Raw genomic sequence first — 25,874 nt, forward strand, 5'->3', positions numbered from 1 at the left:
GGACACCACCAATGCACAACTTATTCCACGTACTTCAGAGACAGGACACTAGGGGTCAGGGTGAATCGAAGGTCCAGATCAGCCCGACGATCAGCATGTGCTGAGTGGGCGTCAAGCCGACGACGCCCGGACGTACCTGCCCGTCCTTGAAAAATCCGCCGCCCGGCCCTCGAGAGTCGTCGAAGCGATACTCGAGACGCACGATCGTGTTGGTCCACTGGTAAGGCAGGCGATACTCGAGCGTCGTCGTGATGGCCTTGATGAACTGCTCGAACCCGGTGAGCCGGCCGTTGCGGTCCCAATAGAACTCCGGCCGCACGGTCGCGCTCCATGTCCCGCCGAGGAGGTAGTGCACCGGCAACTGCGCCGCCGTCCAGAAGGTGCGCGGGTTGCCCGGGACATCGACGACCTCCGTGCCGATCTGGTACTCGAAGGCCACGGTCAACCGCTCCCCCTTCCATTCCGCAATGCTGTCGGAGAAGAGCCGCCAAAACTCGATCGAGGTATTTCCTTGGTCTGGGCCGTAGTAGACCGTCTCCTTCAAGCTCAACCGCTCCGATGCTTTATAGGCGATTTGGCCGCCGTAGCTGGGCGCCGAGTTGGGATTGGACAGATGGGCATAGCCGTTGATGACAAAGAGCGTCGCCATGAGATCCGGGCTGATCGGATAACTGGCATTGACCCCGAACATCAGGTACGGCGTGTAATCGCCGCCCCACGGCCGCGTGTAGCTGAAGTTATCCTTGGCGTAGAGGGAGTCATAGCCGATCAAGCTGTTGAAGAGCCCGGCTTGAACGGTGAGACCGTTGCCGACTGGAGCCAAGTAGGAGACGTTGGCGCGGCCGAAATGTCTCAACTGATCGGCGGAGCCGAGCTTCGGCTCGCCGGCCGCAAACCCAAAGTCCTTCGCATCCTGGCCGCCCTGGACCAAGAACTCCATCCCCCACCGAGACTGCACCGACACGTCCTTCTTCACGTACACCGCGCCCATGTTGAGATCGAGCTCGTTGACTCGCGGCGTCGTGCTGCGATTGCGGAACAGATGGTTCTCGGGAAAGTTGAAGTCGATGGCATAGCCCAGATCCAAAAACCCGCCGTAGTGCCACAACGGCTTCGGTGTTTCGGCCCGTGGCTCTTCGGTAGTCGGCGTTTCCAATTGGCCCTTCCTCGGCTCAGCCTCGACAGGTGAGGACCCCGGAGGCTGGCCGGCGGCAGACGCTGCCGCGACGAAGAGCATCACCGCGACGACGAAGGTCGCACGGCAGCCATGAAACGCGGTTCGAGTCAGCGGGCTGACCGTCTGTTCATGATTTGGAGAAGATCGGGCTTGGAAGGAGTGCGGGGCGACCATCGCTTAGGGAGGCAACGACAGGACTCTCCGCCAGCCGGTCGCTGAACGTGCGCATCGATCAGCGGCGAACATACAATAATTCGAGCGCCTGGGCAAACCCGTGCAGCCGGCCTCGGCGCACGACCGCCTCGAATCGATCCCGCAAGGCATTGATCCCCTTGTCGTCGTGCCGACCGACGACGCGCTGCGAAATCATCATTTGGATCGCCACATCGACGAGGCGCTTCTTCTTCGCGTCCATGTCGGCTGTCAGCAGGTCGGGCAGGACTTCGGCGCCGCGCGCCAGCACGATCGCTTCCACGAAGGAATCGTATCCTTGCTGCTCGACGGTCCGCTCCCGCACGATCGCCAATTCGGCTTTGATCCGCGGCACCTGCTTGATGAGCACCGCGAACAACTCGCGCCGGCCTTCGTCGAACAGCTTCTCCTCCATGTGACGCAGGATGGCGTCCAGGTCGGGCGCGTCCTCCTGAAAGACCTCGCCAAACTGCAGACGCTCGTACGTGCGTCGCGCGTCCGGATCGCCGATGACTTCATACGCGGCATTGATCTCCCGAATCCTCGCCTCGGCTTCGGTGCTTCCGGGATTGCGGTCCGGGTGATATTGGAAGACCAGCTTCCGATACGCCTTCCGGATGTCCTCATCCGAGGCATCGCGCGTCACCCCCAAGATCGCATAGTAGTCGATTCGCGGCATGCCGGGAGCCTAGCACACGAAGGGGAGGCCCCGGCAACTGCTCGGGTGCTTATCCCGGCACGACTGTCAAGCGGGAGGTGTAGGAGTGTCAGGAGGGACTTGTACTGAAAGTAGTTGAATTGGCGCACGACACAGTACGCATATGCTGGCTTCGATGACGGAAACCTTGACAGAACGAGGAGCCAAGAGGCACGCGACCCACCGCGCGAAAAAGACAATCAACGCGTTAGAGCGTGGCAGCAACCTTGCTCGTTAGACCAGTTGGAATCCTTTGCACGGCAATCTCGACGATGGTACACGCGGTTGCCAGGAAGACAGCCGATGACGAATGACGCGAATGCTCGTCGACCGCGCGTATCGATCATTATTCCTACGTACAACCACGCCCGTTTCTTACCGGAATCCCTGGATAGCGCCCTGATCCAAACTCGACCGGCTGATGAAGTACTGGTCGTCGACAACGGCTCGACCGACGAGACGCCCGAGATCGTACGCTCGTATCCCGTCCGATACATCCGCCAGGCGAATGAAGGGATTTGTGGGTCGACGAACCGCGGGATCATCGAGGCGACCGGCGACTATGTCGTCATCCTGCACAGTGACGATCGATTGCTCCCCAACCATCTCGAAACGAGCTTGGCCGCGTTTGCCCACTATCCCGATGCTGCCTTCGTCTGCGGCGACTACCGGTGGTTCGGGGCCGAACACACATGGCACACGCATCGGTGCGCGCCGGACCCGGATTATTATGCGACGCTGCTGCGATTCAATTTCATCGGGCCGCCGATCGTCGTCATGTGGAAACGCGACGTCCTTCACGCCGTCGGGGGCTTCCGAAAGCAATTCGAAGGCGCCTGTGATCAAGACGTGTATCTGCGCATCGCCCGGACGTATCCCATTCACTGTCACCACACCGTCATCGCGGAATATCGAAAGCACGACGGCCAGCATTCGCAGAAACAAGGATTCATGCTGGCCGCGGCATTACGGACGTTGCGAGCGCAGCTGCCGCACGTGAGGACGAATCCGGCATACCTCCAGGCGTACCGTGAGGGCCTCCGGCAACGGCGGCGGCTTTATAGCGAGACGATCTTTTGGCAAGGTGTCGGGGCGGCGCGATCGCGGCAGTGGACGACGGCTCTCACCTGTTTCACCACCCTCCTGAAGCACGACCGTTTGGGGTTGCTTCCGCCCCTGTACCGAAAGTTGATGCCCCATGCCCGCGGCGCTCGTCCCGTGCCGTCTTAATGGGAGGTGTGCATGAGAGCGGTGATTCTCGCCGGCGGTCTTGGTTCTCGTTTGTCGGAAGAGACGATCGTGCGCCCGAAGCCGATGGTGGAGATCGGCGGAAAGCCGATCCTCTGCCACATCATGAACATCTATGCGGTGCACGGCATACGGGAGTTCATTGTCGCGGTGGGCTATAAGGGTGAAATCATCAAGGACTACTTCCTCAACTTCTACGCGATCAACAACGACCTGTCGATTGACCTGGAGCACGGCACGACCACGATCCACAACGGCAACAAGTTCAATTGGAAGATTCACATCGTCGATACGGGTCAGTTGACGCAAACCGGCGGGCGCCTCAAGCAACTCCAGAAATGGTTGGAATACGACGAGACCTTCTTCTTCACGTACGGCGATGGGGTCACGGACCTGAACATCCGGGATCTGTTGCGCTTCCACTTGGCACACGGGAAGCTGGCCACCATGACCACCGTCCGGGTCCCTGCGCGCTTCGGCCGTATCAGTTTCGATGGCGATCTCATTACGTCCTTCCATGAGAAGCCCGAAGCCGGCGAAGGCTGGATCAACGGCGGCTACTTCGTGCTGAATCGGAAGGCGATCGAGTACATCGATGGCGACGGCACGATGTGGGAACGCGAGCCGGTCGAGCGGCTGGTGGCGGACGGTCAGTTGGTCGGCTACCGCCATACGGGATTCTGGTCCTGCATGGACACGCTCAAGGAGAAGCACTACTTGGAAGAACTATGGAGCGCCGGCAAGGCCCCATGGAAGCAATGGTGAGCCGCCTCGAGTGGAACACATCCCTCTCACGGGAGACGCATGAACGTTCTGATCACCGGTAACATGGGCTACATCGGGCCGGCCGTGGTACGGCGATTCCGTGAACATCACGCGGGGGCTCGGATCGCCGGTTTCGACACGGCCTATTTCGCGCATTGCGTCACCAATGTGGGCTGGCTCCCGGAACGGCTCCTCGATACGCAGCATTTCGGCGATGTGCGACAGCCCTTGCCGCCTCGGTTGCTCGATGATGTCGATGCCGTCGTGCATCTCGCGGCGATCTCCAATGACCCCATGGGGAATCGCTTCGAGACGGTCACCGAGGAGGTGAACGCCCATGGCGCGATCGCGGTCGCGCGCCAGGCGAAAGCTGCGGGCGTGGGAAGCTTCGTCTTTGCCTCGAGCTGCAGCGTCTACGGCTGCGGCGACGACCGGCCCCGGACGGAGGAATCGGACGTCGCCCCGCTCACCGCCTATGCGCGATCGAAGGTCAGAGCCGAACGCGGGCTGGCAGCATTGGCGGATAGCGGCTTCACGGTCACGTGCCTTCGCTTTGCGACGGCGTGCGGCATGAGCGATCGCTTGCGCTTGGATCTCGTCCTTAACGATTTCGTCGCGAGCGCACTCACGACGGGACGGATTCTGATCCTCAGTGACGGCTCGCCGTGGCGGCCTTTGATTCACATCCGTGACATGGCCCGGGCGATCGACTGGGCGGCCTCACGCGATGGGTCTGATGGGGGGCCGTTTCTCGCCCTCAACGTCGGATGCGACGAGTGGAATTTCCAAGTGCGGGACCTGGCCGACGCCGTCGCGCGTACCATCGGTCAAGTCGAGGTCACCTATACCGCGAACGCCGCGCCGGACAAACGCTCGTATCGGGTCAGCTTCGAGCGCTTTCGGCGGTTGGCGCCGGCCGCACAGCCTAAAGCCACGCTGTCGCAGACGATCGAGGAACTCGCGGATGGACTCCGCCGCATGGAATTCAACGACGCTGACTTTCGGCACTCCCGACTGATTCGGCTGAAGGTCCTCACTGACCTCTGCACGGCGGGAGCCTTGACGACGAACTTGGAATGGACGGGCCGCCCCGCCTCGCTCATTGGAGCCGCGCTGCCAAGCCCCGCAGCGGTGACAACCGGCGTCGAGACGGCATCGTGATTGTTCACCGCACCCCGCTTGCCGGCGCTTGGATCATCGACAATGAGAAACACGAGGACGAGCGCGGGTTCTTCGCGCGGGGGTGGTGTGCGCGAGAGTGCGAAGCGCTGGGATTGCGATCCCATATCGTCCAAGTCAATTTCTCGTACAACCGGCTCCGAGGAACCGTTCGAGGCATGCACTACCAGGCGCCGCCGCACGCCGAAACAAAGATCGTCCGCTGTCTCACCGGCCGTCTCTACGACGTCATCATCGATCTCAGGCCCGGCTCCTCCACCTTGGGACAATGGTTCGGCATCGAACTCGCCGCCGGCAACCAGACGATGCTCTACATTCCGGAAGGCCTGGCTCACGGCTTTCAAACCCTGGAGGACGACACAGAAGTGTTGTACTTGATGTCGGAGTTCCATACGCCGGAGGCCGCACGTGGGTTGCGTTACGATGATCCTGCATTTCGTGTCAGCTGGCCTCTCCCGGTTTCACGGATTTCACAGAAGGACCTGAGCTGGCCCTCATACGAGTTCACGACCGGCCCCATCCCGGTAGACGCTCGGACCGATACAGACCTGCGCCGCACGGCCGAGGGCGGCACGGCATCCCTGCCGGCTGACTAACACGGTCAAGCGGCAGGAGGAGAGAGATGCGGCTCGTCACGGTCGTCATTGTCTCCACCAATCAGGCCCGCTTCCTTAGCGATGCGATTCAAAGCGTCGGGGAGCAGCGCTATTCGGCCCACGAGATCATCGTCATTGACAACGGCTCGTCTGACGCGGCGCCGGCCATCGCGGAACGCTATCCTGACATCCGATTCGTCCGGTTTCGCGCTCGGCAACGTCTCGCGGTGGCGTGGAATACGGGGGTTCGGCTCGCCGAGGGAGACTGCCTCGTACTACTCAATGCCGACGAGCGGCTGCTGCCCTCCCATTTCGACACTGCGTTGCGGCTCTTCGATGCCCATCCCAGCGTCGCGATGGTCTGCGGACGCTTTTCGGGCTGGCATCCCTCCGGAGAGGGACAAGAGGACCGATGCCGCGTTGGACCGGATCGCGATTGGTACAGTGCGCTGCTACGGGGGAATTTCATTGGGCCGCTTGCCGTCGCGATGCTGCGACGCGATGTGCTGACGGCGATCGGCGGGCTGTGCGAGGGCTGCACAGGCGCACCGGAGCTCGCGCTCTACCTACGGATCGCGCGCAACTACACCATTGTCTGCCATGACACGGTCGTGGCGGACTGTCGAGCGCGCGGGCACCGGGAAGCGCGATTCGACCTGCTGATCGGGCACCTCGAGGCGCTCGCCGCCGAGCGCCGCTATGCGAGGAGGCGACCGGCCGCGCGCGCCGCCTATCGCGACGGACGTTCCCTCGCCACGCGTGCGTACCGCGAGGCCGCATGCCGCGAAGTGCTCGCGGACGTCGAGGCGGGGCATTGGCGTGCCGCGTTGGATCGCTTGACGTCCTTGCTGACCCATGCACCGACGGTTGCGCTGCACGCGCTCTGGACGATCATGTTGGGACTGATCGCGTCGAACCTCCGCACGGAGCATCAGTAAGAGGATGGGCTTGGCGGGAAAGGTCTGGCGTTTCCTGCTGCGTCTCGCGCGGCCTTCGGATCGGACATCCCGCTGGCAGACGTTCCGTTCGGATCTCACATGGGTGTGGAGACGCTTTTGGATGGCGAGGGCCGGTCCGTATCCTCGGGGGCGCACCGCGACGCGACTTGCGGCGTGGGTCACGCCTCCGTTCTACGGACGAAAAGGGCTCGCGCAGCTTTCGTCGCATGGCTACGTAGCGCCCGCCGCGGTGATCGACCATGCCGACTTGCGCTTGGGCCGTCATGTCTTCATTGGCGATCGGGTCACGATTGTTCAAGACCGTGACGGGGGCCCTGTGACGCTCGGTGACCGGGTGCACCTCTACGGTGATTCGTACATCCAAACCGGTGACGGCGGCAGCATCGAGATCGGGCCGGACACTCACATCCAAGTCCGAAACCAACTGTCGGCGTACCAAGCGCGGATCCGAATCGGCTGTCGCGTCCAGATTGCGCCCAACTGCGCGTTCTACCCCTACGATCACGGCATCGATCGCGGACAACGCATCAGCGATCAGCCGCTGACGACGAAAGGCGACATCGTGATCGACGATGACGCATGGATCGGTACCGGCGTGACGGTCTTGTCGGGGGTTCGGATTGGACGAGGTGCGGTCGTCGCTGCAGGGTCGGTCGTCACGAGGGACGTGCCAGACGAAGCCGTTGTGGCGGGCAATCCGGCGCGCATGGTGAAAGAGCGCACGTGGCGGTCCACCTCTGCCGATGCGACCCGCGAGTACCCCTACGAACACCTCTGGTCCATCGGGATCTATGCGGGCCCAAGCCCGCTCTCACTCGCGCCGTCGGCATCGGCTCACAATCCCGTACTGACGGCCGACGATGTCTCCGACGTCGACGCCTTGTTCGTCGCCGACCCGTTCATGGCCCGCCGCGACGGCCGGTGGTTCATGTTTTTCGAAGTCATGAATCGCGGGCGGCGGCGTGGTGAGATCGGCCTCGCGGCGAGCGAAGATGGGTTCAAGTGGGCTTACGAACGGATTGTGTTGGCCGAATCCTTTCACCTCTCCTACCCGTACGTGTTCGAGTGGGGAGGCGACTGGTACATGATTCCGGAGACACACCAAATTCAGGCGGTGCGGCTTTACAAGGCCATCGAGTTCCCCACGCAATGGCGTTACGCGGCGACGCTCCTTACCGGCCATCCATTTTCCGACTCCTCGATCTGCCGGTTTGCCGGACGGTGGTGGCTCTGGACGGAGACAAGCGCCGGGTACCGGTCCGATACGTTGGCCTTGTACTCGGCAGAGCACCTCACCGGCCCCTGGCGAGAGCATCCCCTCAGCCCGGTAATCGCGAGAGATGCCCGATATGCCCGGCTGGCCGGCCGGATCCTCGTGCTCGGCCCCCGCTTGTTGCGGTACGCCCAAGACTGCTCTCAGGTATACGGGCGTCACGTAACGGCCCATGAAATTACCCAACTCAGTCCCGCGCACTACGAGGAACGACCGTTCGACCCGTCTCCGATCCTTACAGGGACGGGGACGGGATGGAACGCGGAGGGCATGCACCACATTGACGCGCACCAACGAGACGACGGCGAGTGGCTGGCATGTGTGGACGGGTGGAGGCGACCGATCCTGTCGGGCCGCCATGCATGACCGCCGGCCCGTCAATCGGCTCAAGCGCTACCTCAGTCGGTCACGGCTCTACGTCTTTGGCACCGAGGTGAAGTGGCGAACGCTCGATTGTTGGAAGCGCTTGGACCGCACCTGCGCGGACCGAGCCGTGGTCCGTTTGCCGTGGATGGGCGCCACGAAAGGATCGGTCCTGCTGTCATATTTCGTCGATCCGTTTCTCGATCCGGAGCGACTGGTTGCACAGGCGCACCCGCAATACTGGGTCTCCGCACAGCTCGCGCGCCACTTCATCGACCTCGGCTACACGGTCGACGTGATCAGCTATCGCAACCAGGCCTTTCAGCCTGAGAAGCCGTACGATATCGTCATCGATGCCCGACATAATTTGGAACGTCTCTGCCCCAACCTCCCCGATCATTGCCTGAAGATTTTTCTGATCGACTCCGCCAACATTCTCTTTCACAACGCTGCCGAAGCATCCCGGCTCTTCGCTTTACAGCAGCGCCGAGGGATCACACTGCAGGCGCGACGCCACGAACGGCCGAACCGCGGAATTGAATGCGCCGACTGCGGTGTGATGTTCGGCAATGAATTTACGCTGAGCACGTTCCGCTATGCGAACAAGCCGCTGTATCGGATCCCGATCCCCTGTCACGCGACCTACGAGTGGCCCGCACACAAGCGCTGGGGTGACGTACGCCGCTCGTTCGTCTTCTTCTCGAGCAGCGGCATGGTCCACAAAGGCCTCGACCTCGTCTTGGAAGCCTTTGCCGGCATGCCGGACTACAGGCTGACCGTATGTGGTCCGGTGGACGAGGAGGAGGACTTCTTGGCCGCGTATCGAACAGAGTTGTTCCACACGCCGAATATCCGAACGGTCGGGTGGCTCGATGTGCAGGCGAGGGAGTTTCTGGACGTCATGGACACGTCGATCGGCGTGATTTATCCGTCCTGCTCGGAAGGAGGCGCGAGTGCCGCGCTGACCTGCATGCAAGCCGCGCTCATTCCGATTGCAAGCTATGAGTCGAGCATCGATGTCATGGATTTCGGCCTCCAATTGAAGCGCTGCACGGTGGAGGATATTCGGGAAGCCGCCTCTACCTTGGCCTCTCTCCCCACGAGCCTTCTGGAACGGCGCGCGCGAGAGACGTGGGAGCACGCGCGAACTCATTTTACGAAGCAGCGGTTTACCGAGGAGTTCGGCCGTTTGCTCAGGATCCTCCTGGGGGGCCGTGATGAACTGCATTATGATCGCTTTGCGACACGCTTATGCGAGCGGGACCCAGTCCAACTCCTTGCCCTGCGCGAGACCGAGGAGCCACACCGTGCGGCATGACCACCACCAGTGGTCCTACGTAGGAGTATCACCTTTACTCGTCGGCTGGATGCGGGCGAAGATGCAGACGAGCACGAGATCGGACCACGCTATTCGCTAGGAGGGCTGCCATGAAGGCCATACTGATCACCGCCACGTTGATGCTCCTCGCCATGTCCGGAGGGATCGCCTCAGCCGACCAACTCTTCAAATGCGAGGACGGCACGTACACGAATATCCCGGAACGGATGTGTCCGGCGTATGAGCCGCAGGGCACCGTCCTCATCATGCCGACGGGCGCGACGCTCGCTTCCATGAAGGCGATGCTCGGTGACACGCCGTCGAAATCGAGGATTCCCGATCCCCCACTGGTGTGCAATCTGTATCAGGAATGGTTGGCCTTGAACCTCAAGACCGGCGGCGGCGTGACGTTCGCCTACACCCAAGACGTGCCACGGTGGATTGCGCTGTCACGTATCTTTACGGCGATCGGCGCTCCCCATTGTCCGTAAACGCGCACGAACGGGTGAGCTTCAGGAGGATTGAGACCCGGGAGGTACGACCTGGTGTTGACCTGGTGTTAAGGGAGAGCGGATAGGCGAATGGCACTGACGTCAGCGGGCTGCATCGCGGCCGTCACGTCGATAATATCCGCAATCTTCCGGATGAGCATGTCTGGCGAGAAGGGTTTCGGCAGGAACGCGATGCGCTGGTCGAGCCCCTCGATCTGCCGCTTGCCCTCCCCATTCGCGGCGGAAAGGAACAGCACTCGTATGTCGGGCCGATGCGTGATGAATGCCGCGGCATCATCGATCGTCATGGTTCCCGGTTTCCCCACATCGGTGATCATGACATGGATTGGAGACTTGTACGCCTCACACACGGCCATGGCCTCCGGAACACCGGAGGCATCCAGCACGGTATAGCCGTGTTGTTGCAGCAGCGTTCGCGTCAACGCCACGACGCTCGGCTGAGGCTCGACGATCAGGATCGTGCCGGATGAATCAGTCCGATGCGGCTGCTGTGCTACGGCGCGGTCGAGTTCCTGCTCGAGTTCCCGGCGCTCCCGCTTCAATCTTTCTTCCTGTCGCCGCGCGTCTTGCCGCAACTGCTCCTTCTGCTGCTTGAGCCGCTGCTCCAGCTCCGATTCCAGTCGATGGCGCTCTTCGCTGAGCTTTTCAACCTGCTGCTGATATTCCTGCCGGAGCTGCGCCTCGCGCTCCTTGAGTTCTCGGCCAAGGTCGACCTCCAACCGTGCCTTTTCTTGCTGGAATCGCTCTTCACGCTTCTGTAGCTCGGCTTGGAGCTCCTCCTGGCGGCGCTGCAGTTCTTGACGTCGCTCCAATTCCTGCTGCACTTCCGACTTGAGCCGGTGTTGTTCCTGCGCAAGCTGCTGGTCGCGCTGTTCGATCTCGCGCCGCAGCTCCTCGGCACGCCGCTGGAGCTCCTCCCGCCGCTGCAGCTCATCCTGCATCTCGGTCCACAATCGTTCACGCTCGCCCGCCAACTGCTCCTCGCGTCGGTTGTACTCGAGACGCAGCTCCTGTTCGCGCCGGTGCAAGACCTCTTCGAGCTGCCGTTCCCATTCATGATATTCCTTCGCCAATTGCTCTTCGCGCTCGCGGAACTGCTGACGCAACTGCTCTTCGCGCTGTTGGATGGCGCGCTTGCGGCCGCGGATGTCGCGGATGACACCCACCGTGCCCGTGATTTGCCGCTGCGGGTTGTAGCGGCCCATCGCGGTGAGCTCCACGTCCACTGCCTGGCTCTTGTCGGCCGCGCCCTTGGGCTTCAGCCTCAGCTCGAGATTGCGCGTGGCCCGGTCTCCGGTCCGTCGCTCATTTAACCGGTGTTCCGCCATCTGGCGTTCATCTTCGGGGACGACCTTCGAGAAGTGCGTCCCGATCAATTCTTCCGGGGTGTACCCCAACAGCTTGACGACGCCCGGGCCCACGGTGACGAACCGTCCCTCGCTGTCGAGCTCATACACGATCTCGGTCATTTCTTCCGAGAGACGCGAGTACGGATCCGACGCCCGGTCCAACACCACGACGGCTTGCTGCTCACGCTTCTCCAGCAAGGCCTTGGTGGCCGAAGGAAATTCGGTCAAGAACGTGGGCGACTTCTTGAAGAAGCAATGATCGGCGCCGGCCCGAATGGCCTGCATCGCCATGGAGATGTCGTTGCGATCGGTTTCGAGGATGATGGCCGCCCTCGGCAATCGCTTTCGGACCTCGGGGATCGTCGAGAGGCACCCGCTCTGAAGCAACGGCTCATCCAGCACGACGATCTGCCAGTCCTGGTACCCCAGCCATTCGAGCACATCATCGGCGGAGTAGATCGCCTCCACCCGACATCCCGGAAAGACGCTCCGAAACCCAATGGTGAGGAGCTTGACCTCTTCGGCTTCGGCATTCGCGATGAGGACGGAAATCGACTGAGGTGTGGTCATGAAATATCGTGCAACTACTTGAATTTCATTGTTTGGAATCATTGAAACTATCCCCGGCCTCTTCAAATTTGTCAATTGAACGGGAACAAGTAAGCTAAGAGCCAAACGACGAATGACGACTGGACGAAGAGCCTGCAGACTTCATGTCCGTCGATGACAAACCGATGAACAGACAAGCGTTTGAGAGGCCGACAGACATGGAATGGCATCGGGCATCGGGTCTCCCGTCCATCGCCATCCGCGGCGTTCTGCGCTGCTCGCGGCGCCTACTTCTGCAAGCGATGATCGCGGCTGCAATCTCTGGAATGGCGGTCGATGTTTCACGCAGCGGTGCCGGTGGCGTGGAGGAACGACCTGCCGATTTCCGGCGGTCAGTGGATTGGCTTCGAAGTGAAGTGGTCCCGAACGACATCGTTCCCTTCCCCCATCCGGCGCGCCGCGGTCTGCCACTTGGATACGGAGCGATCACGGGTCGGCCAGTGACGCCGGTACACAAAAAATCCTTCGTGTACGACGCCGCGCTCGGTGCAATCGCCTTGGCAATTGCCGAGGACTGGTCAACCGCCGCCACGATCCTTCAGGCGCTGGCACGGGTCCAGCGTGACGATGGCAGCTTCTGGTTCGCGTATAACGTCGAGAACACCTGGCCGGAAGAGAACGACCACGACATGGGGATCGTGCGAGCCGGGGCGACGGCCTGGGCCGGGTACGGCTTTGCCTTCTATCTCGAACACGTCCCCGCCACAAACGAACCTCGCGCAATGCGGGCGCGGGAACGGTTCCTGGCTGCCGCTCGGCGCGCCGGGGATTATCTCCTCACGCTCAGATCGCAGGCCGAGGACGGCCGTCGGGGTCTCATCCAGGGAGGGCGGGGGATCGTGCGTCTCGTCGCGACCAAGACCGGACAGGTAGAAGAAACGTACGAGGACCGCCCGATCCAATGGATCAGCACCGAGCACAACATCTCATCGTATTTCTTTCTTCAATCGCTCAGCCGCCTGACAGGCGATCCACGGTACCGAGACGCCTCACACACGATCGCGGCGGCCCTCATTCGGAAACTGTGGCAAGAGGACCTCGGCCAGTTCGCCCAGGGATTTCTCGAAACGGGAGCTCTGGATCGCGCAATGGCGCTCGATTGCGCGTCTTGGGGTGCGCTTTTCCTCCTGGCCGCCGGTGAGCCGGAGAAGGCGGGTCGCGCCGTTGAAACGGCACACCGACGATATCGGAACGTGGACGGTGGCATTGCCGGCCACCGGCCCTACGCCGGCACACCCGTGTACGACGATCCCGATGTGCAACGCCTACTCTTACCGGATGCGCCCGAGGCGCGTTGGGATGATCTGACCTACGTCTGGTCTGAAGGATCGTTGGGGCTCGCCCTGGCGTCTCTTCGGTTGAATCAGGTCGAACAGGCGCAGGCGATCGTGGACGAGATGCGACGATTGGATGTCGATGGCGGCATTCGGTACGGGACGCGCGAACTCCCCTACCAGTTCTCGGAATCGCCGAGTATCGGCGGTACGGCGTGGTGGCTGATCGTCGACAGCGCGATTCGCCATGGTTTGGGTCGCTTGTTGTGGGCGCGATGATCCGGCTTCTCCTGTTCCTGTCCCTCCTCGTCGGTCAACCGGCGCATGCCGCGGACGCGCGATCCCGGGTGGCACTCATCCTCTCTGGACCGGATGGCGATCACTCGATCGAGGAGCTGGCAGCCCGACGGGCGCTGCAAACACTCGGCATCGGCTACGATCGAGTCCTTGCCACCCGCCTGAACGAGGCCTATCCGGTCGCGATCCTCCCCGGACCGCTCTACAATCACACGCTCTCAAAAGAAGCCCGTGAGGCGGTGTACCGGTACGTCGCGGCCGGCGGCGTCCTCATCGCCACGCAGGTCGAAGGCTCGGATTGGTTCCCGCTCTTTGGCATCGAGCAGGCGACGCCGCAGCGCAACCGTTTTCGCATCAGGTTTCAAGACAGCGTGGAGGATGGTTGGCTCCGCTATCTGGATCATCCGAACGAGCGCGAGATCTCGCTAGGTGATCCGAAGGTCTTCAATGAAACGATCTGGAGTATCGGCTACATCGCCCGTGAAGGACGCCCGCTCGCCATCTATCCTGGCGATGCCGCCGCGGCGCTCGTCAATGACTACGAAGCCGGGCAAGCCCTGGCGCTCGGCATCAGCTTGAGCCAAACAATTCTCCTCGCGCATGTCGGGCAGGCCTACGAAGCCGGGCGCCAATGGGTGAATTCCTTCGAGCCTTCGGGCGACGTCTTCCTCTTGCTGCTGCGCGGCATCTATGAGTCGACGGCACACCCGGCCGTCTATTGGCACACCGTGCCGCGCGGTCTTGAGACCGCCATCGTCCTCTCCCACGATGTCGATGCCCGCGAGTCCTTCGGGAACGCCGTCGTCTTCGCCAAGCTCGCGCGGCAGTACGGCGTACGGTCGACCGTGTTCATTACGACGAAAATCTATGAGGATGACGCCGACATCGGCTATTACGACGCCTCACGCATTCCGAGCGTTGTCGAGGTGAAGCGGCTCGGCATGGAAATCGGGTCGCACTCTTTGTCCCACTCGAAACGATTTGCCGCCTTCCCGATCGGCACCCCGACCGTGAGTCTGCGGACCTACCATCCTCGTCGGGCACCGACCGTCGCCGGGGAAGTCAAAGTCAGCAAGGAGTTGCTCGACCGCGATGTCCCGGATCAACGGACCGAGTCGTTCCGAGCCGGCGAACTCGCGTTCCCGGCGCAGCTCATCGAAGCATTGGAATGGGCGGGCTACCGCTACGACTCGACCTTCTCGGCCAACAACATCGTCACGAACTTTCCCTTCTTCGCGTTCCGGCAGAACAGGCTCGGAGCACCGGAAACGTCCATCGTGGAAGTTCCCGTCACGGTTGACGATTCCCAGGGCTATCTCACCGGAGCGACGAAGACGCGCGTCATCCAGGCGTGGACCGACATTATCGAGGCCAACCGTGCGAATGCCGCGATGACGTGTATCCTGATCCATCCGACCGACATCACCTACAAGTTGGAAGTCTTCCGGCAGATTCTCGCCCACTATAGCCGGCAGCCGGTCTGGATCGGTCCCGTCTCCGCGCTAGGCGAATTCTGGATGCGCCGGTCCCGCGCGGGCTTTCAGGTCACCGTCGATTCGCAGCGGATCACCATCCGTCTCGATGCGAGCCGATCGGAATTCAGCGACGATTTGAGCCTCGTCGTCACCCACGCCGACGGCTTCGGCGAGATTCAGGTTCTCGATCGCGATGGACAACCTATTCTCTTCGACGCTCTTCGCCGGCGCCACTTGCAGGTGCTCGTTCTGAAGCCGGCGCGCCTCGGTCCATGATCGAGAACAATTCGGCCCGTCTTCACGCCATCGTGCGCTCCGTGTATTAGCCCCCGCCTGAGCTGCCTTGCGTCGTTTTCGTCTCAGCCCGCAATTCCTGCCGCACGCGATGGACTTCCCTGACGAAAGCCGTGAGCGTGAATTCAAGGCTCTTGGCAATCGTGCCTCATCCCATGCCGGAGCCGCGCAACTCCCCAACCCTGGTCAGTGCGTCCGTCAACGTCGGATAGGTCTTGGAATGGGTCTTCGTGAGCTCTTGGGCTAAGGCGAGCCGGATTGTAATTTCTCCCCAGCCCTGTTTCGCCGTGCGCAACTCCTCGACAACTCTCGGTAGCGCGAAACTGCCGCGAAGGCCTCACCGCAGGCCTTTGGATTCTTGCGGTCACGCGACCGGATCAGCGACTGCCAGGTGTTGTCGATACCATGCGATCGTTCGTGAAAGGCCTGTGTCGAGAGAGATGGTGGGGCTCCAGTTCAAGCGGGTTGAGGTTTCACGCAGGTCAGCCGCCCGCGGCTGCTCGCTGGGTCGATCCGGTAGGGCGCCAAAGGCCGGCGCTGCATTCTGGCCGATCAGGCGGGCGATCCGATCGACGACGTCCGAGACAGAATGAAGCATTCCTGACCCGAGATCAAAGGTTCGGCCTTCAATGCCAGCAACCGTTCCGATCGCGATCAGCCCCTCGACCACGTCGTCGACATAAATCCAGTCCGTCCGCCACTGCCCGCTCGAGAGCTTGGGCGACTCCCCACGCAAGAGACATTGAATCGTATAGGGGACGACCTTGCTCATCGCTTGCCCCGGTCCGTACGTCATGAACGGACGCGCGATCACGACCGGGAGATGATACAGCTGCTGAAAGAGTCGGCCATACGCACCGGCCACCCACTTCGCGGCCGCATAGGGAGACGTCGGCGTCGCGTCGTGGTCGGGGGTGGCTGGCTCGGTCAACGATCCCGTGAGCACGACCCGCGGTCTTCCGCGCTCCGCTGCGGCGAGCAGCAGATAGACGGTACTGCCAAGCAGGCTGTGGAACGTGGGAAGCACGAGGTCGAGTTGGGGAGAGGCACTCACGTGTCCCGCGAGATGGTAGATCAGGCTCGGCTTGATTTCGTCAAGGAGCGCACGGAACTCCTCGATCGTCGCCAAGTCGCTTCGCCACCACGTGAGGTGCGGCTGCGGGTGCCGCTGCTGGCGGGAGACGCCATGGACGTCCGCACCGTGCGCGGCCAAGGATCGCGTGAGATGCGAGCCAAGAAATCCGCCGGCGCCGGTGACGAGAACGCGGCACTGGTGCAGACCGGCTCTTTCCGGCGTCATGCCTGCTTCGGCTCCGGAATGCTGGGCGCATAGGTCACCTCGCCTGCGCCTTCTGTCCCGTCGCTATAAAGTTCGATGATCTCGTCGGGGAGTCGGGACAGATCTGCCACGCGTAAGAAGTCACGGAGCGACGTGCCGGTGCAGGCGGCGTCGATGTTCGGCGCTCCGCCTCGTGCCCGGACGTCCTCGAGGTGTACCGTTCGAAAGTCGATGCTGAAGCGAGTGCGTCCCGATGTATTTGGCACGGATGAATGCAATTGAGCGGCGGAGAAGAGCGTGACGCTGCCCGGCGGTCCGACGAGCCGCAGTTGCGGGTCGAGCTCGATCGCGACGGTCGGCCGTGGTAATGGTCTCGGGTCTTCCTTCAAGAACTGCGCGGCGGCCGGTCGGTGAAGTTTATTCCACTCATAGTAGTTGTACCGATGCGAGTCGTTCGGCACCCGCTCAGCCCAATACTTCGGATGAAACGCCATGCCGTTGTCAGCCTTCAAGGAATAGATCGGGATCCACCAGTTCACCTGACACATCGGCGCCGAGTACCAGGTGTCGCGGTGCGGATGCCACGCATAGGCGATCCCCGTCGTGAGATAACCATCGCTCGTAGACGTTCGCAGGCGCGGGACATCGAAGTAGGTCGAGTCGGGATCGCACCCCATCTCCACCAAAAGCTGCTGGAGCAGAGCTTTTGACTGCGGATGATTGATGAACGTCGGCTTGAGCCGGCTCAGCCGTGCGGCATATTCCTCGACCGTCAGCTCGTACTGCGCATGCTCGGGATCCACGCCATCAAACGCCTCGATGATGAGCCGATGTGCGAAGTCGCAGAGGGCCAGCGCGGCACGATGCGGCGAATAATAGAAAAGCTGACCGCGAAACAGCTCGGCGCGCCGCACGTCATCCGTCACGGTCGCATCAATAAAGACGGTATTCATGGATCCTCCTCAGCCCGTGGGGCATTCATGGGCGGTGTCACGGGCTTCAGCAGCCCATGTTCCTGTAGGGCAAGGGCCGCCTCATGGACGGCGCCGAATGGCAATCCTGAGCGCCGAGAGATATCCAGCAAAGAGTAACGGCCATCAGAAAGGTTGAGCACCCAGAGAAGCGCCATTTCCTTGGACGCGCCCGACGCGCCGATCGAGCGATAGAGCCCTCGCCGGCCAAGCTGAGGCTCACATTTCGCGTTCATATTCTGATACGCTCGATTCCGCTCAACGGTCTCGATCACGCGAAGGACCATCGAGAACGAGGCCTCAAGCGTGTCGGGTGAGATCAGGTCGAGATTATCGGCCGACGTATGGTACTCGGGAAACTCGCCGTGCGGCGTCCGCATCAAGCAGCCGACCGGCAGGTTGAAGCCCGGCGAGCAGAACTGCCGCTCGTCATACCCATAGGGTGTAAATGGAACGAGGCGGTGCGCGGCACCGGACTCAGCCAACACGTGGCCGACGATCCGATCGATGTCCGCATCCGCCCGGCGGGATTGTTTATAGGTGAAGGGACCGCGATGCCCGAGACAGGCGAGGACCAAGCCGTGGCGAATGCGATCGATGACCGATTCGTTCCGACTCAGCCACGTGATCGATCCGATCGTCCCGGGAATGAACAGAAACCGATAGGAGTAGCGGCGGGTCGCGCGAGCCAGGTGCTGGGCGAGCGCCGGCGCCAGGACCATCCCCGAGACGTTGTCATTCGCCAGCGACGGATGGCAGATGTGGCAGGAGATGAGCATTTCGTCACGCTCCTCCCCCTCGATGACATACTCGCCGTAGGTCAGAGAGCCGGGGAACAAGCGCGAATCGATGTACACCTCGTATTCATCGTCGTTGTTGAACGAGGCGAGCTGCCGTTGCGTCAGACAGAAGCCCCAGGCCTCGGTGTAATAGCTCGTGCGGTAGGGGATCCAGTCCGGATGGTCCGGGAGCGAGAACAGATGCGGCCGCAGTTCCGAGAGTCGCATGCGCCGATGGATCGGTGCGCTGTAGCCGAGGACGTGAAGGTTCGACGCCTGAAAATCCACCAGGCGCCGGCCGGCCGTGTCCTTGATAAAGGCGTCGCGGATGGACCACTCCGGCGGCACGGTCCAGTCGAAGACGCGCGTGCCGCTCGGAACTTCATGGACCGTCAGCGGGACGTATCGCCGGATACGCGCCAATGTCTCCCGCACACCATCGCCGGTCAAGCTTCGACATATCGGATAAAGCTCGGCCGCCAAGGCATAGAGGACCTTCCCGCTCATCAACCCTGCGTCCCGATGCTCGGCGCTCACCGCTTGCCTCCAGGCGGCGCTTGCACCTGCAGATGGGGAATCGGCACGATGAACCGACCACCCCACTCCCCGATCCCGCGCATCTGCTCCATGATTTCGTCCTTGAGATTCCATGGCAACAGAAGGACATACTGCGGCCGTGTCTCATAGATCTTTTCGGGAGCAAGGATCGGAATACGGGTCCCCGGCAAGAAACGTCCCTGTTTGTGCGGGCTGAGATCGACGGTGTAAGCGAGGAACTCCGGACCGATCCCGCAATAATTCAAGAGTGTGTTGCCCTTGGCGGGCGCGCCGTAGCCGACGATCGTGCCGCCCTCCTGTTTCACTTTGATGAGAAATGCGAGCAACTCATACTTGATCCGGCGTACCGCGGGCTCGAAACCTAAATAACCCTCGAGTTGCGTCAGGCCGACCTCTTCCTCCTTTGCCAGCACTTCCCGGATCCGTGGCCCCGCCGTCATACCCGCACCCTCACGCGCCCCATAGATGCGGAGCGAGCCCCCATGAGTCGGCAATTCCTCCACATCGAAGAGCGTCAGGCCGTAGTGCTCGCAAATCCGGGCCACCGAGATCAATGAGAAGTACGAGAGATGCTCATGGTAGATCGTGTCGAATTGGTGCTCGAGCATGAGGCGGAGCACGTGGGGGAATTCCATCGTCACGATCCCCCGAGGCTTCAGCAGCCGCACGATGCCCTCGATGAAGTCTTGAAGGTCCGGTACATGGGCAAGGACGTTGTTGGCGACAATCAGATCGGCGTGACGCCCAGATGCCGCAAGATCCTCCGCTAGTGCCCGGCCGAAGAACCGCGTGATCGTTGGAATCCCTTTGCCGACGGCCGACTCAGCGATATTTACGGCCGGCTCGATCCCGAGCACCGGAATCCCCTGTTCTCGGAAATACTGCAGGAGATAGCCGTCGTTGCTCGCGATCTCGATCACCTGCGAGTCGGCGGTCAGCCCAAAGCGTGTGGTCACCAGATCCGTATACGCCTTGGCATGTTTGAGCCAGGCTGAGGAGTACGAGGAAAAATACGCGTAGGTGCTGAAAATGTGCTCGGGTGTCTCGACGTGCGGCACCTGTACGAGCAGACAGTGATCGCACACATAGACGTGTAAGGGATAGAACGGCTCCATTGCCGCCAGTTGAGCCGTGGTCAAGTAGGAATTGGCGAGGGGCGAGACGCCCAGATCGACAAACGTGTGTTGCAAAGGCGCCCCGCAGAAGCGGCATAGGAAGGTCGGTGCCGCTCGCGACGGCGTTGGGGGTCGAACTGCATCAGGAACGATCATAGAGAACTCCAGGGTCTGACGAGAATCTTTCGGTCGCCTCGCCTCACGGGAAGTGCACGCTGACTGCATACATCCACGTCGGCTTCACGGTTCCGTCCAGCCAAGACTTCCTTTCCGGCAAGTTGACGATGACGGAACGAACGCGAGCAGAGCCGTTCGGATATGCTACTTAGGGCAGAACCTCAGTGAGCGGTATCGGTCGACCCGCCGTATCGGCTGTCCTCAAACGAATTACCGACTAAGGGGGTCGGAGTAAGAAATGGCCCCAGGAATGGCAGGAGGAAGATCAGAACGCCGTCAATGCTCGTCACTTCTTCCGGAAGACGATGTCCCCGAAATAGGCCGTCGCAGCCTCGCCGGTGTTGTCGGTGTCGGTCATGATGGCGACACCCGAGATCATCGGGGGCGCCTTGTGGAAGGCCTGGCGGTAGTCGTCGTAGACATTGCGCGCCTCGCTGCGCCATTCGCCGACGTGCTCGGCGCCGCTTTCCACGACGATCATCATGGCGCGCTCGGTGTAGGGGTTGGGCACGATCGTACCGACCGGTGCACGGCTCTCCCAAATGTAATTGATCGCGGCAATCGGCGGGTATTGTCCATAGGCGAGCCGGGCCAACTCGTACTTCGCCTTGTCGAAGAGGCCGACGTAACTCGGATCGTAGGCAAAGGTGATATAGAGGCGCGCCGGATAGTCGTCCCCGTCCTTGCGGCTCACATCGCTCGCCTTCAGCAGGTTGTCCACTTTCCAACGCCACTGGACGATCGGATACAACTTGGGATCGATTTCGATCTCCCGCGTCAGGCCGGACGACGAGGCCTCACTCACGGCCTTGACCACCACCGCGTCATGATCTCGGATCAGTGCGTACGACGTGTGTCGTTTGATCTTCGGGAACGTCAGCGGCTTCCAGTCCGTCGGCCACGCGCTTCCCGGTCCAGAAGCGGAAAATTTGCCGACCTCCAGAACGTCACCCCCTCCTCCTCCGTACGCGAGCGACAGGGTTCCCAGGATGAGCACGAGTTGAACGAGACGACGAACCATCACTCCATGCCCAAGTCGCCTTCGCCGCCGTCCCTCGCTACCGCGTCCACTCGAACCACTTCCTGAGCCATCGCTTCTTTCCGTCGGTCAGCGTCGTCTTCCGCCAGGCGTTGGCGACCTTCTTCACGGCTTCGGCCTGCGTAGGATAGGGATGGATGGTCCCCGCGATGGTCCTCAATCCCACCCCGGCCTTCATGGCAAGGGTCACTTCACTGATCAAGTCGCCGGCATGCGCCGCGACGATGGTGGCGCCCACGATCCGATCGGTACCATGCTGGACGTGCACGCGGGCAAAGCCTCGGTCCCCGCCATCCAGCACCGCGCGGTCCACCTCGTCGAGCGGAAACGTCACCGTGTCGACTCTGAGGCCGGCCGCGTTGGCCTCGCCTTCATAGAGACCCACATGCGCGATCTCGGGATCGGTGTACGTGCACCAGGGAACGATCAAGGACTTGGTGGACGCCCAGCCGAGGCCGAAGGGATGCGGGAACAACGCATTCTGGATGACGATCTGCGCCATTGCATCGGCGGTATGGGTGAATTTGAACGGAAAGCAGACGTCCCCCGCCGCGAAGATGCTTGGGTTGGTCGTCTGGAGCCGATCGTTCACCTTGACGCCGTTCGTTGAGTCATAGACAACGCCGACAACGTCAAGTCCGAGTTCCTCGACGTTGGGTGCCCGACCGATTGCCACCAAGATCTCATCCACGACCGCTTCTTTGGTGTAGCCGTTCACGGTATACCGGACCAATTTCTCCTGTCCACGTCGCTCGACGGCCGTGATTGTCGATTGGAAGATGAACTCGACGCCGTCGTGTCTCATCTCGGCTTGCACGATGCCGGCGGCATCCGCGTCTTCGCGCGGCAGGATCTGCGCCATCTGTTCGAACACCGTCACGCGACTGCCGAAGCGTGAGAAGGTTTGCGCCATCTCACACCCGATGGGACCGGCGCCGATGACGGCCAATCGCGTAGGTAACTCCGTGAGCCCGAAGAGCGTCTCGTTGGTGAGGTAGCCCGCCTCTTCCAAACCGGGAATACGAGGCGCGGCTGCTCGGGCGCCGGTGCAGATCACGGCTTTCTTGAAGCGAAGCGTTGCTCCGGCGACCTCCACCGCGTCGGGTCCCGTGAATCGCCCCTCGCCAAAAAAGACGTCGGTGCCGAGCGTCGTGAACCTCTGCGCGGAGTCGGTCCGACTGATTCTCGCCCGCAGTGCCCGCATGCGGGCCATTGCCGCGGCAAAATCGTATTTCGTTCCCGGCGGAACATGGACGCCGAACTCCTCCGAACGTCGCACCTTGGCCCAGACCCGTGATGCGGCGATGATCCCTTTTGACGGGACGCAACCCACGTTCAAACAATCCCCGCCCATCAAGTGCTTTTCGATCAGCGCGACGTTCGCGCCGAGCGCGGCACCCACGGCGGCGGTGACGAGCCCCGCTGTGCCGGCCCCGATCACGACCAGATGATACCGATCAGCGGGCTTCGGGTTGGTCCACGTGGGAGGATGGACGTTGTCGACCAGCGCCCGGTTCGGCGCATCGTCCGGCAGCACACGCACCGGCTCTTGATTCAAAGGTGCAGTCATCGTCCCCTCATTGCCGTCGACCTCATGGCCTTCGTTCGGTGACCCGTTTGCAAGCGACGGGCGCCAAGGTCAGCAATCCCAGCAGTGCGAAGGCGCCGAGGACACGCGGGGACGCGATTTCGCTTGACGAGTTGATCGAGCCGAGTTGCCGGCCGGCATTCGCCCACACAAAGCTGCCGGGAAGGCTCCGATCGCAAGTTGCCGCCACGAATGTGCCACGCGGATGCGCTCGAACCTGACCGGGAGGTCGATGTCGATCGCACGCATCTTCGATGGCTCGTTCGTATCATCGTCACGCCATCCTAGCAGGATGTGAAAAAGGGTCGCCAGCTTTCTCTGTTGGCCCACGTAGCGTGACCGGGCTGGTCAGCCCGGTGGCTCCGCATGTGTGCTGTCGGTGAAACACGGATAGTCCAAGCCGCATCGTTCAGGCACAATGCGGGCATGGCAAAAAGGATCTTTCATCCGACCGACTTCTCGCCCGAAAGTCGCGTGGCGTTCGTCCACGCGCTCAAGCTCGCACTGCTGAGCAAAGGGCAGCTCGACATGATGCACGTCGACGCGGACGCACCGGTGAGCGACTGGGACGATTTCCCGCAGGTGCGAGGGACGCTGGAGAGCTGGGGTGTCTTGCCGCCGGGGAGCAGTCGTGCCGATGTGGTTCAACTCGGGCTCGGTGTCGAAAAAATCTTGGCCTTCAAGGAGGACCCCGAAACCTCTCTGCTCCGGCATTTGGACAACCATCCCGCGGACCTCATGGTGCTCGCCACCCACCAGCATAACGGGGTGTACCATTGGCTCGGGCAGGCATTGGCTGAACCGTTGGCTCGCCGGGCCCAGGTGCCAACCCTCTTCCTCCCGGCCGGCAGCCCCGGGTTCATCAGCGAGAAAGACGGCGCGGTCGACCTTCAGCGGATTCTGATTCCCATCGCCCATGATCCGGCCCCGCAGCGCGCCGTCGACCTCACCGTGTGGCTTGGCGAGCTACTCTCGCTGACCGAGCTGACGATCGAGCTGCTGCACGTCGGCCAGCCGGAATCACCCCCGCACGTCGACGCGCCCGATCGAAATGGATGGACGTGGCGATCGCGCAATGGCGAGGGCTCGGTGGTCGAGGAAATCCTTCGTGTGGAAAGAGAACTCCTGCCTGACCTCATCATCATGGCAACCGCCGGCCGCCAAGGGCTGCTCGACGCGATCCAAGGGTCGACGACGGAGCAGGTGCTCCATCAGATTCGTTGTCCGCTGCTCGCCGTGCCGGTCTGATCCTCCTCGTCGCACTGCTTGCAATTGAGATCCGTCCCCACATGGGCGCGACGACCGGCCTCCGTGAGAACCCACGGCCGGCTCGCGAACGGCGGATGGTGCCGCACGTGCTGACCGTGCCCGCACGCCAAGTCCGCCACCCAGTCACCGTGCTCATCCTGATGAAAGCCGACGATGGCCTGTCTCATGATGCCCCACTCTCCTACTCGAGTCGACCGGTCGCTGCAAGCGTTGTTGACAAGAGCCGGCGTAGGCGGGCATAAGCACGTCCGCTACCCGACAAGCCACACACAAAGGTCCCGGTCATGGCGGTGCCTCGTATTCGTCGTATCGACATCTGGGCGGCAGACATTCCGCTCGACCATCCCTTCGTCGTCGCGACCGGACACCGGACCGTGGCTGAGAACGCCTTCGTTCGCATCACAGCCGACGGTGGGGCCGTCGGCTTCGGGGAGATGGCTCCCTTTCCCGAGGTGGGTGGTGAATCACGATCATGCTGCCTGGACACCGCCGCGCGTATCGCTCCTACCCTTCTCGGCCGGCCTCTCCTGGAATATCGCCGCCTCGCACACGAGCTGTTCGAGCTCGCCTCGACCCATCCGGCGGTACGCTGCGCGTTGGAAACGGCGCTCGTGGACGCCGCGTGCCATGCCTTCGGAATCCCGCTTTGGGGCTTGTGGGGCGGCGGCGATGTTCGTGCACGGGACACCGATATCACGCTGCCGATCACGAACGTCGACCGGACGCTGACGCTCGCGCACGATTGGTATGCGCGAGGCTTCCGTCACTTCAAGACGAAGGTCGGCTCCGATCCCGAAGAAGACATTCGCCGGCTCATCGCGCTCACCCGCACATTTCCCGACATCGCCATCATTGCCGACGCCAACCAAGGCTTCACTGAGCAAGACTGCCGCAGGTTCCTGAAAGAGACCCGCGAGGCTGGAGTGACGATTTCGCTGCTCGAGCAGCCGCTTCAGCGAGACGACTTGAACGGACTCGCCGCGCTTCGACGGGACTTCGGTGTCCCGCTCGCCGCAGACGAGTCGGTGCGAACGGTTGAGGACGTGCTGGCCGTGATTCGTGATCAGGCCGCGGACATCATCAATATCAAAATCATGAAGAGCGGCCTGCATCAGGCGCTCGCCATCGCCGCGATCGCCCGAGCCGCCGGACTCAAGCTGATGGCGGGAGGGATGGTCGAAACGCGCGTCGCCATGGGTTGCTCATTCGCCATGGTGCTTGGATTCGGTGGGTTTGACGTACTCGACCTCGACACCCCGCTCCTGCTCGCCGCCGATCCCATCGAGGGGGGATATCGCTACGCCGGTCCCACTATGCATCCATCGGCGGGCCCCGGCTTGGGCTTGGCGATGAAGCCGGCAGCCGTCGTGCAGACCTTCACATGATGTCAGCGGGTCCTCGACGCCAGGAAACGCGAAACCTCGACGCGGGATTCTCTCTGCGACCGATGGGAAGCCGTTGTGACCTATTCTAGTGTCCTGTCTCTGAAGTACGTGGAATAAGTTGTGCATTGGTGGTGTCC

21 protein-coding genes and 1 pseudogene are annotated in these 25,874 nt (G+C 61.9%); 12 read left to right on the plus strand and 10 right to left on the minus strand.

What is annotated here, in order from left to right:
- Window positions 1-55: 55 nt before the first annotated feature.
- Both AC1U7K_RS11400 and AC1U7K_RS11405 read right to left on the minus strand, forming a co-directional pair.
- A complete protein-coding gene (locus tag AC1U7K_RS11400; protein WP_480251428.1) occupies window positions 56-1,156 on the minus strand; it encodes an outer membrane beta-barrel protein in 1,101 nt (366 codons plus the stop codon).
- A 646-nt stretch (window positions 1,157-1,802) separates the two neighbouring features.
- Window positions 1,803-2,048 (minus strand): annotated as a pseudogene (locus tag AC1U7K_RS11405) (DnaJ domain-containing protein); the annotation flags it as partial.
- A 321-nt stretch (window positions 2,049-2,369) separates the two neighbouring features.
- Between AC1U7K_RS11405 and AC1U7K_RS11410 the strand changes: the two are divergent.
- From AC1U7K_RS11410 to AC1U7K_RS11445, 8 genes are all read left to right on the plus strand, one after another.
- Entirely contained in the window at window positions 2,370-3,296 is a 927-nt protein-coding gene (locus AC1U7K_RS11410; protein ID WP_480251429.1) for a glycosyltransferase family 2 protein, read from the plus strand.
- Between the two features lie 12 nt (window positions 3,297-3,308).
- Window positions 3,309-4,079, plus strand: coding sequence for a glucose-1-phosphate cytidylyltransferase (gene rfbF, locus AC1U7K_RS11415; protein WP_480251431.1), 771 nt, complete (start codon window positions 3,309-3,311; stop codon window positions 4,077-4,079).
- A 39-nt stretch (window positions 4,080-4,118) separates the two neighbouring features.
- Entirely contained in the window at window positions 4,119-5,240 is a 1,122-nt protein-coding gene (locus tag AC1U7K_RS11420; RefSeq protein WP_480251433.1) for an NAD-dependent epimerase/dehydratase family protein, read from the plus strand.
- The gene (gene rfbC, locus AC1U7K_RS11425; protein WP_480251434.1) at window positions 5,237-5,854 is read left to right on the plus strand and encodes a dTDP-4-dehydrorhamnose 3,5-epimerase; all 618 of its coding nucleotides are present in this window, start codon (window positions 5,237-5,239) and stop codon (window positions 5,852-5,854) included. Before AC1U7K_RS11420 ends, rfbC begins: the two co-directional genes overlap by 4 nt.
- 26 nt (window positions 5,855-5,880) lie before the next feature.
- The gene (locus tag AC1U7K_RS11430) at window positions 5,881-6,792 is read left to right on the plus strand and encodes a glycosyltransferase (protein ID WP_480251435.1); all 912 of its coding nucleotides are present in this window, start codon (window positions 5,881-5,883) and stop codon (window positions 6,790-6,792) included.
- A 121-nt stretch (window positions 6,793-6,913) separates the two neighbouring features.
- Complete coding sequence (locus AC1U7K_RS11435) at window positions 6,914-8,452, plus strand: acyltransferase (protein WP_480251437.1); 1,539 nt, start codon at window positions 6,914-6,916, stop codon at window positions 8,450-8,452.
- Window positions 8,445-9,767, plus strand: a complete 1,323-nt coding sequence (locus AC1U7K_RS11440) for a glycosyltransferase family protein (protein WP_480251438.1) — start codon at window positions 8,445-8,447, stop codon at window positions 9,765-9,767. Before AC1U7K_RS11435 ends, AC1U7K_RS11440 begins: the two co-directional genes overlap by 8 nt.
- A 110-nt stretch (window positions 9,768-9,877) precedes the next feature.
- Window positions 9,878-10,258 carry a hypothetical protein gene (locus tag AC1U7K_RS11445; protein WP_480251439.1) on the plus strand — a complete coding sequence of 127 codons (381 nt, stop codon included), beginning with the start codon at window positions 9,878-9,880 and terminating at the stop codon, window positions 10,256-10,258.
- A gap of 68 nt (window positions 10,259-10,326) precedes the next feature.
- On the opposite strand, the gene AC1U7K_RS11450 is transcribed toward AC1U7K_RS11445, so the two are convergent.
- Entirely contained in the window at window positions 10,327-12,198 is a 1,872-nt protein-coding gene (locus AC1U7K_RS11450) for a response regulator (RefSeq protein ID WP_480251441.1), read from the minus strand.
- A 197-nt stretch (window positions 12,199-12,395) separates the two neighbouring features.
- Between AC1U7K_RS11450 and AC1U7K_RS11455 the strand changes: the two genes are divergently transcribed.
- On the plus strand, window positions 12,396-13,790 hold the full coding sequence (locus tag AC1U7K_RS11455; RefSeq protein WP_480251442.1) for a hypothetical protein: 1,395 nt from the start codon (window positions 12,396-12,398) through the stop codon (window positions 13,788-13,790).
- Entirely contained in the window at window positions 13,787-15,559 is a 1,773-nt protein-coding gene (locus AC1U7K_RS11460; RefSeq protein WP_480251443.1) for a hypothetical protein, read from the plus strand. The genes AC1U7K_RS11455 and AC1U7K_RS11460 overlap by 4 nt, the downstream gene beginning before the upstream one ends.
- Before the next feature lie 382 nt (window positions 15,560-15,941).
- On the opposite strand, the gene AC1U7K_RS11465 is transcribed toward AC1U7K_RS11460, so the two are convergent.
- From AC1U7K_RS11465 to AC1U7K_RS11490, 6 genes are all read right to left on the minus strand, one after another.
- Window positions 15,942-16,877, minus strand: a complete 936-nt coding sequence (locus AC1U7K_RS11465; protein ID WP_480251444.1) for an NAD-dependent epimerase/dehydratase family protein — start codon at window positions 16,875-16,877, stop codon at window positions 15,942-15,944.
- Window positions 16,874-17,809 (minus strand): phytanoyl-CoA dioxygenase family protein, encoded by a 936-nt coding sequence (locus AC1U7K_RS11470; RefSeq protein ID WP_480251445.1) that lies wholly within the window; start codon window positions 17,807-17,809, stop codon window positions 16,874-16,876. Before AC1U7K_RS11470 ends, AC1U7K_RS11465 begins: the two co-directional genes overlap by 4 nt.
- Window positions 17,806-19,113: a DUF4910 domain-containing protein gene (locus AC1U7K_RS11475; protein WP_480251454.1), complete on the minus strand. Its 1,308-nt coding sequence runs from the start codon at window positions 19,111-19,113 to the stop codon at window positions 17,806-17,808. The genes AC1U7K_RS11470 and AC1U7K_RS11475 overlap by 4 nt, the downstream gene beginning before the upstream one ends.
- 26 nt (window positions 19,114-19,139) lie before the next feature.
- Window positions 19,140-20,435, minus strand: a complete 1,296-nt coding sequence (locus tag AC1U7K_RS11480; protein ID WP_480251446.1) for a class I SAM-dependent methyltransferase — start codon at window positions 20,433-20,435, stop codon at window positions 19,140-19,142.
- Between the two features lie 307 nt (window positions 20,436-20,742).
- The gene (locus AC1U7K_RS11485; protein ID WP_480251447.1) at window positions 20,743-21,477 is read right to left on the minus strand and encodes a DUF3047 domain-containing protein; all 735 of its coding nucleotides are present in this window, start codon (window positions 21,475-21,477) and stop codon (window positions 20,743-20,745) included.
- A 37-nt stretch (window positions 21,478-21,514) separates the two neighbouring features.
- Window positions 21,515-23,065: a mercuric reductase gene (locus tag AC1U7K_RS11490; RefSeq protein ID WP_480251448.1), complete on the minus strand. Its 1,551-nt coding sequence runs from the start codon at window positions 23,063-23,065 to the stop codon at window positions 21,515-21,517.
- 444 nt (window positions 23,066-23,509) lie between these two features.
- Here AC1U7K_RS11490 and AC1U7K_RS11495 point away from each other — a divergent pair, with 444 nt between their 5' ends.
- Window positions 23,510-24,331, plus strand: coding sequence for a universal stress protein (locus AC1U7K_RS11495; RefSeq protein ID WP_480251449.1), 822 nt, complete (start codon window positions 23,510-23,512; stop codon window positions 24,329-24,331).
- On the opposite strand, the gene AC1U7K_RS11500 is transcribed toward AC1U7K_RS11495, so the two are convergent.
- Window positions 24,295-24,519, minus strand: coding sequence for a DUF3565 domain-containing protein (locus AC1U7K_RS11500; RefSeq protein ID WP_480251450.1), 225 nt, complete (start codon window positions 24,517-24,519; stop codon window positions 24,295-24,297). The genes AC1U7K_RS11495 and AC1U7K_RS11500 overlap by 37 nt on opposite strands.
- 117 nt (window positions 24,520-24,636) lie before the next feature.
- On the opposite strand from AC1U7K_RS11500, the gene AC1U7K_RS11505 reads away from it, so the two are divergent.
- Window positions 24,637-25,737: a mandelate racemase/muconate lactonizing enzyme family protein gene (locus tag AC1U7K_RS11505; protein WP_480251452.1), complete on the plus strand. Its 1,101-nt coding sequence runs from the start codon at window positions 24,637-24,639 to the stop codon at window positions 25,735-25,737.
- Window positions 25,738-25,874: the final 137 nt, after the last annotated feature.

It is taken from the genome of Nitrospira sp. Vd2 (assembly GCF_979581665.1).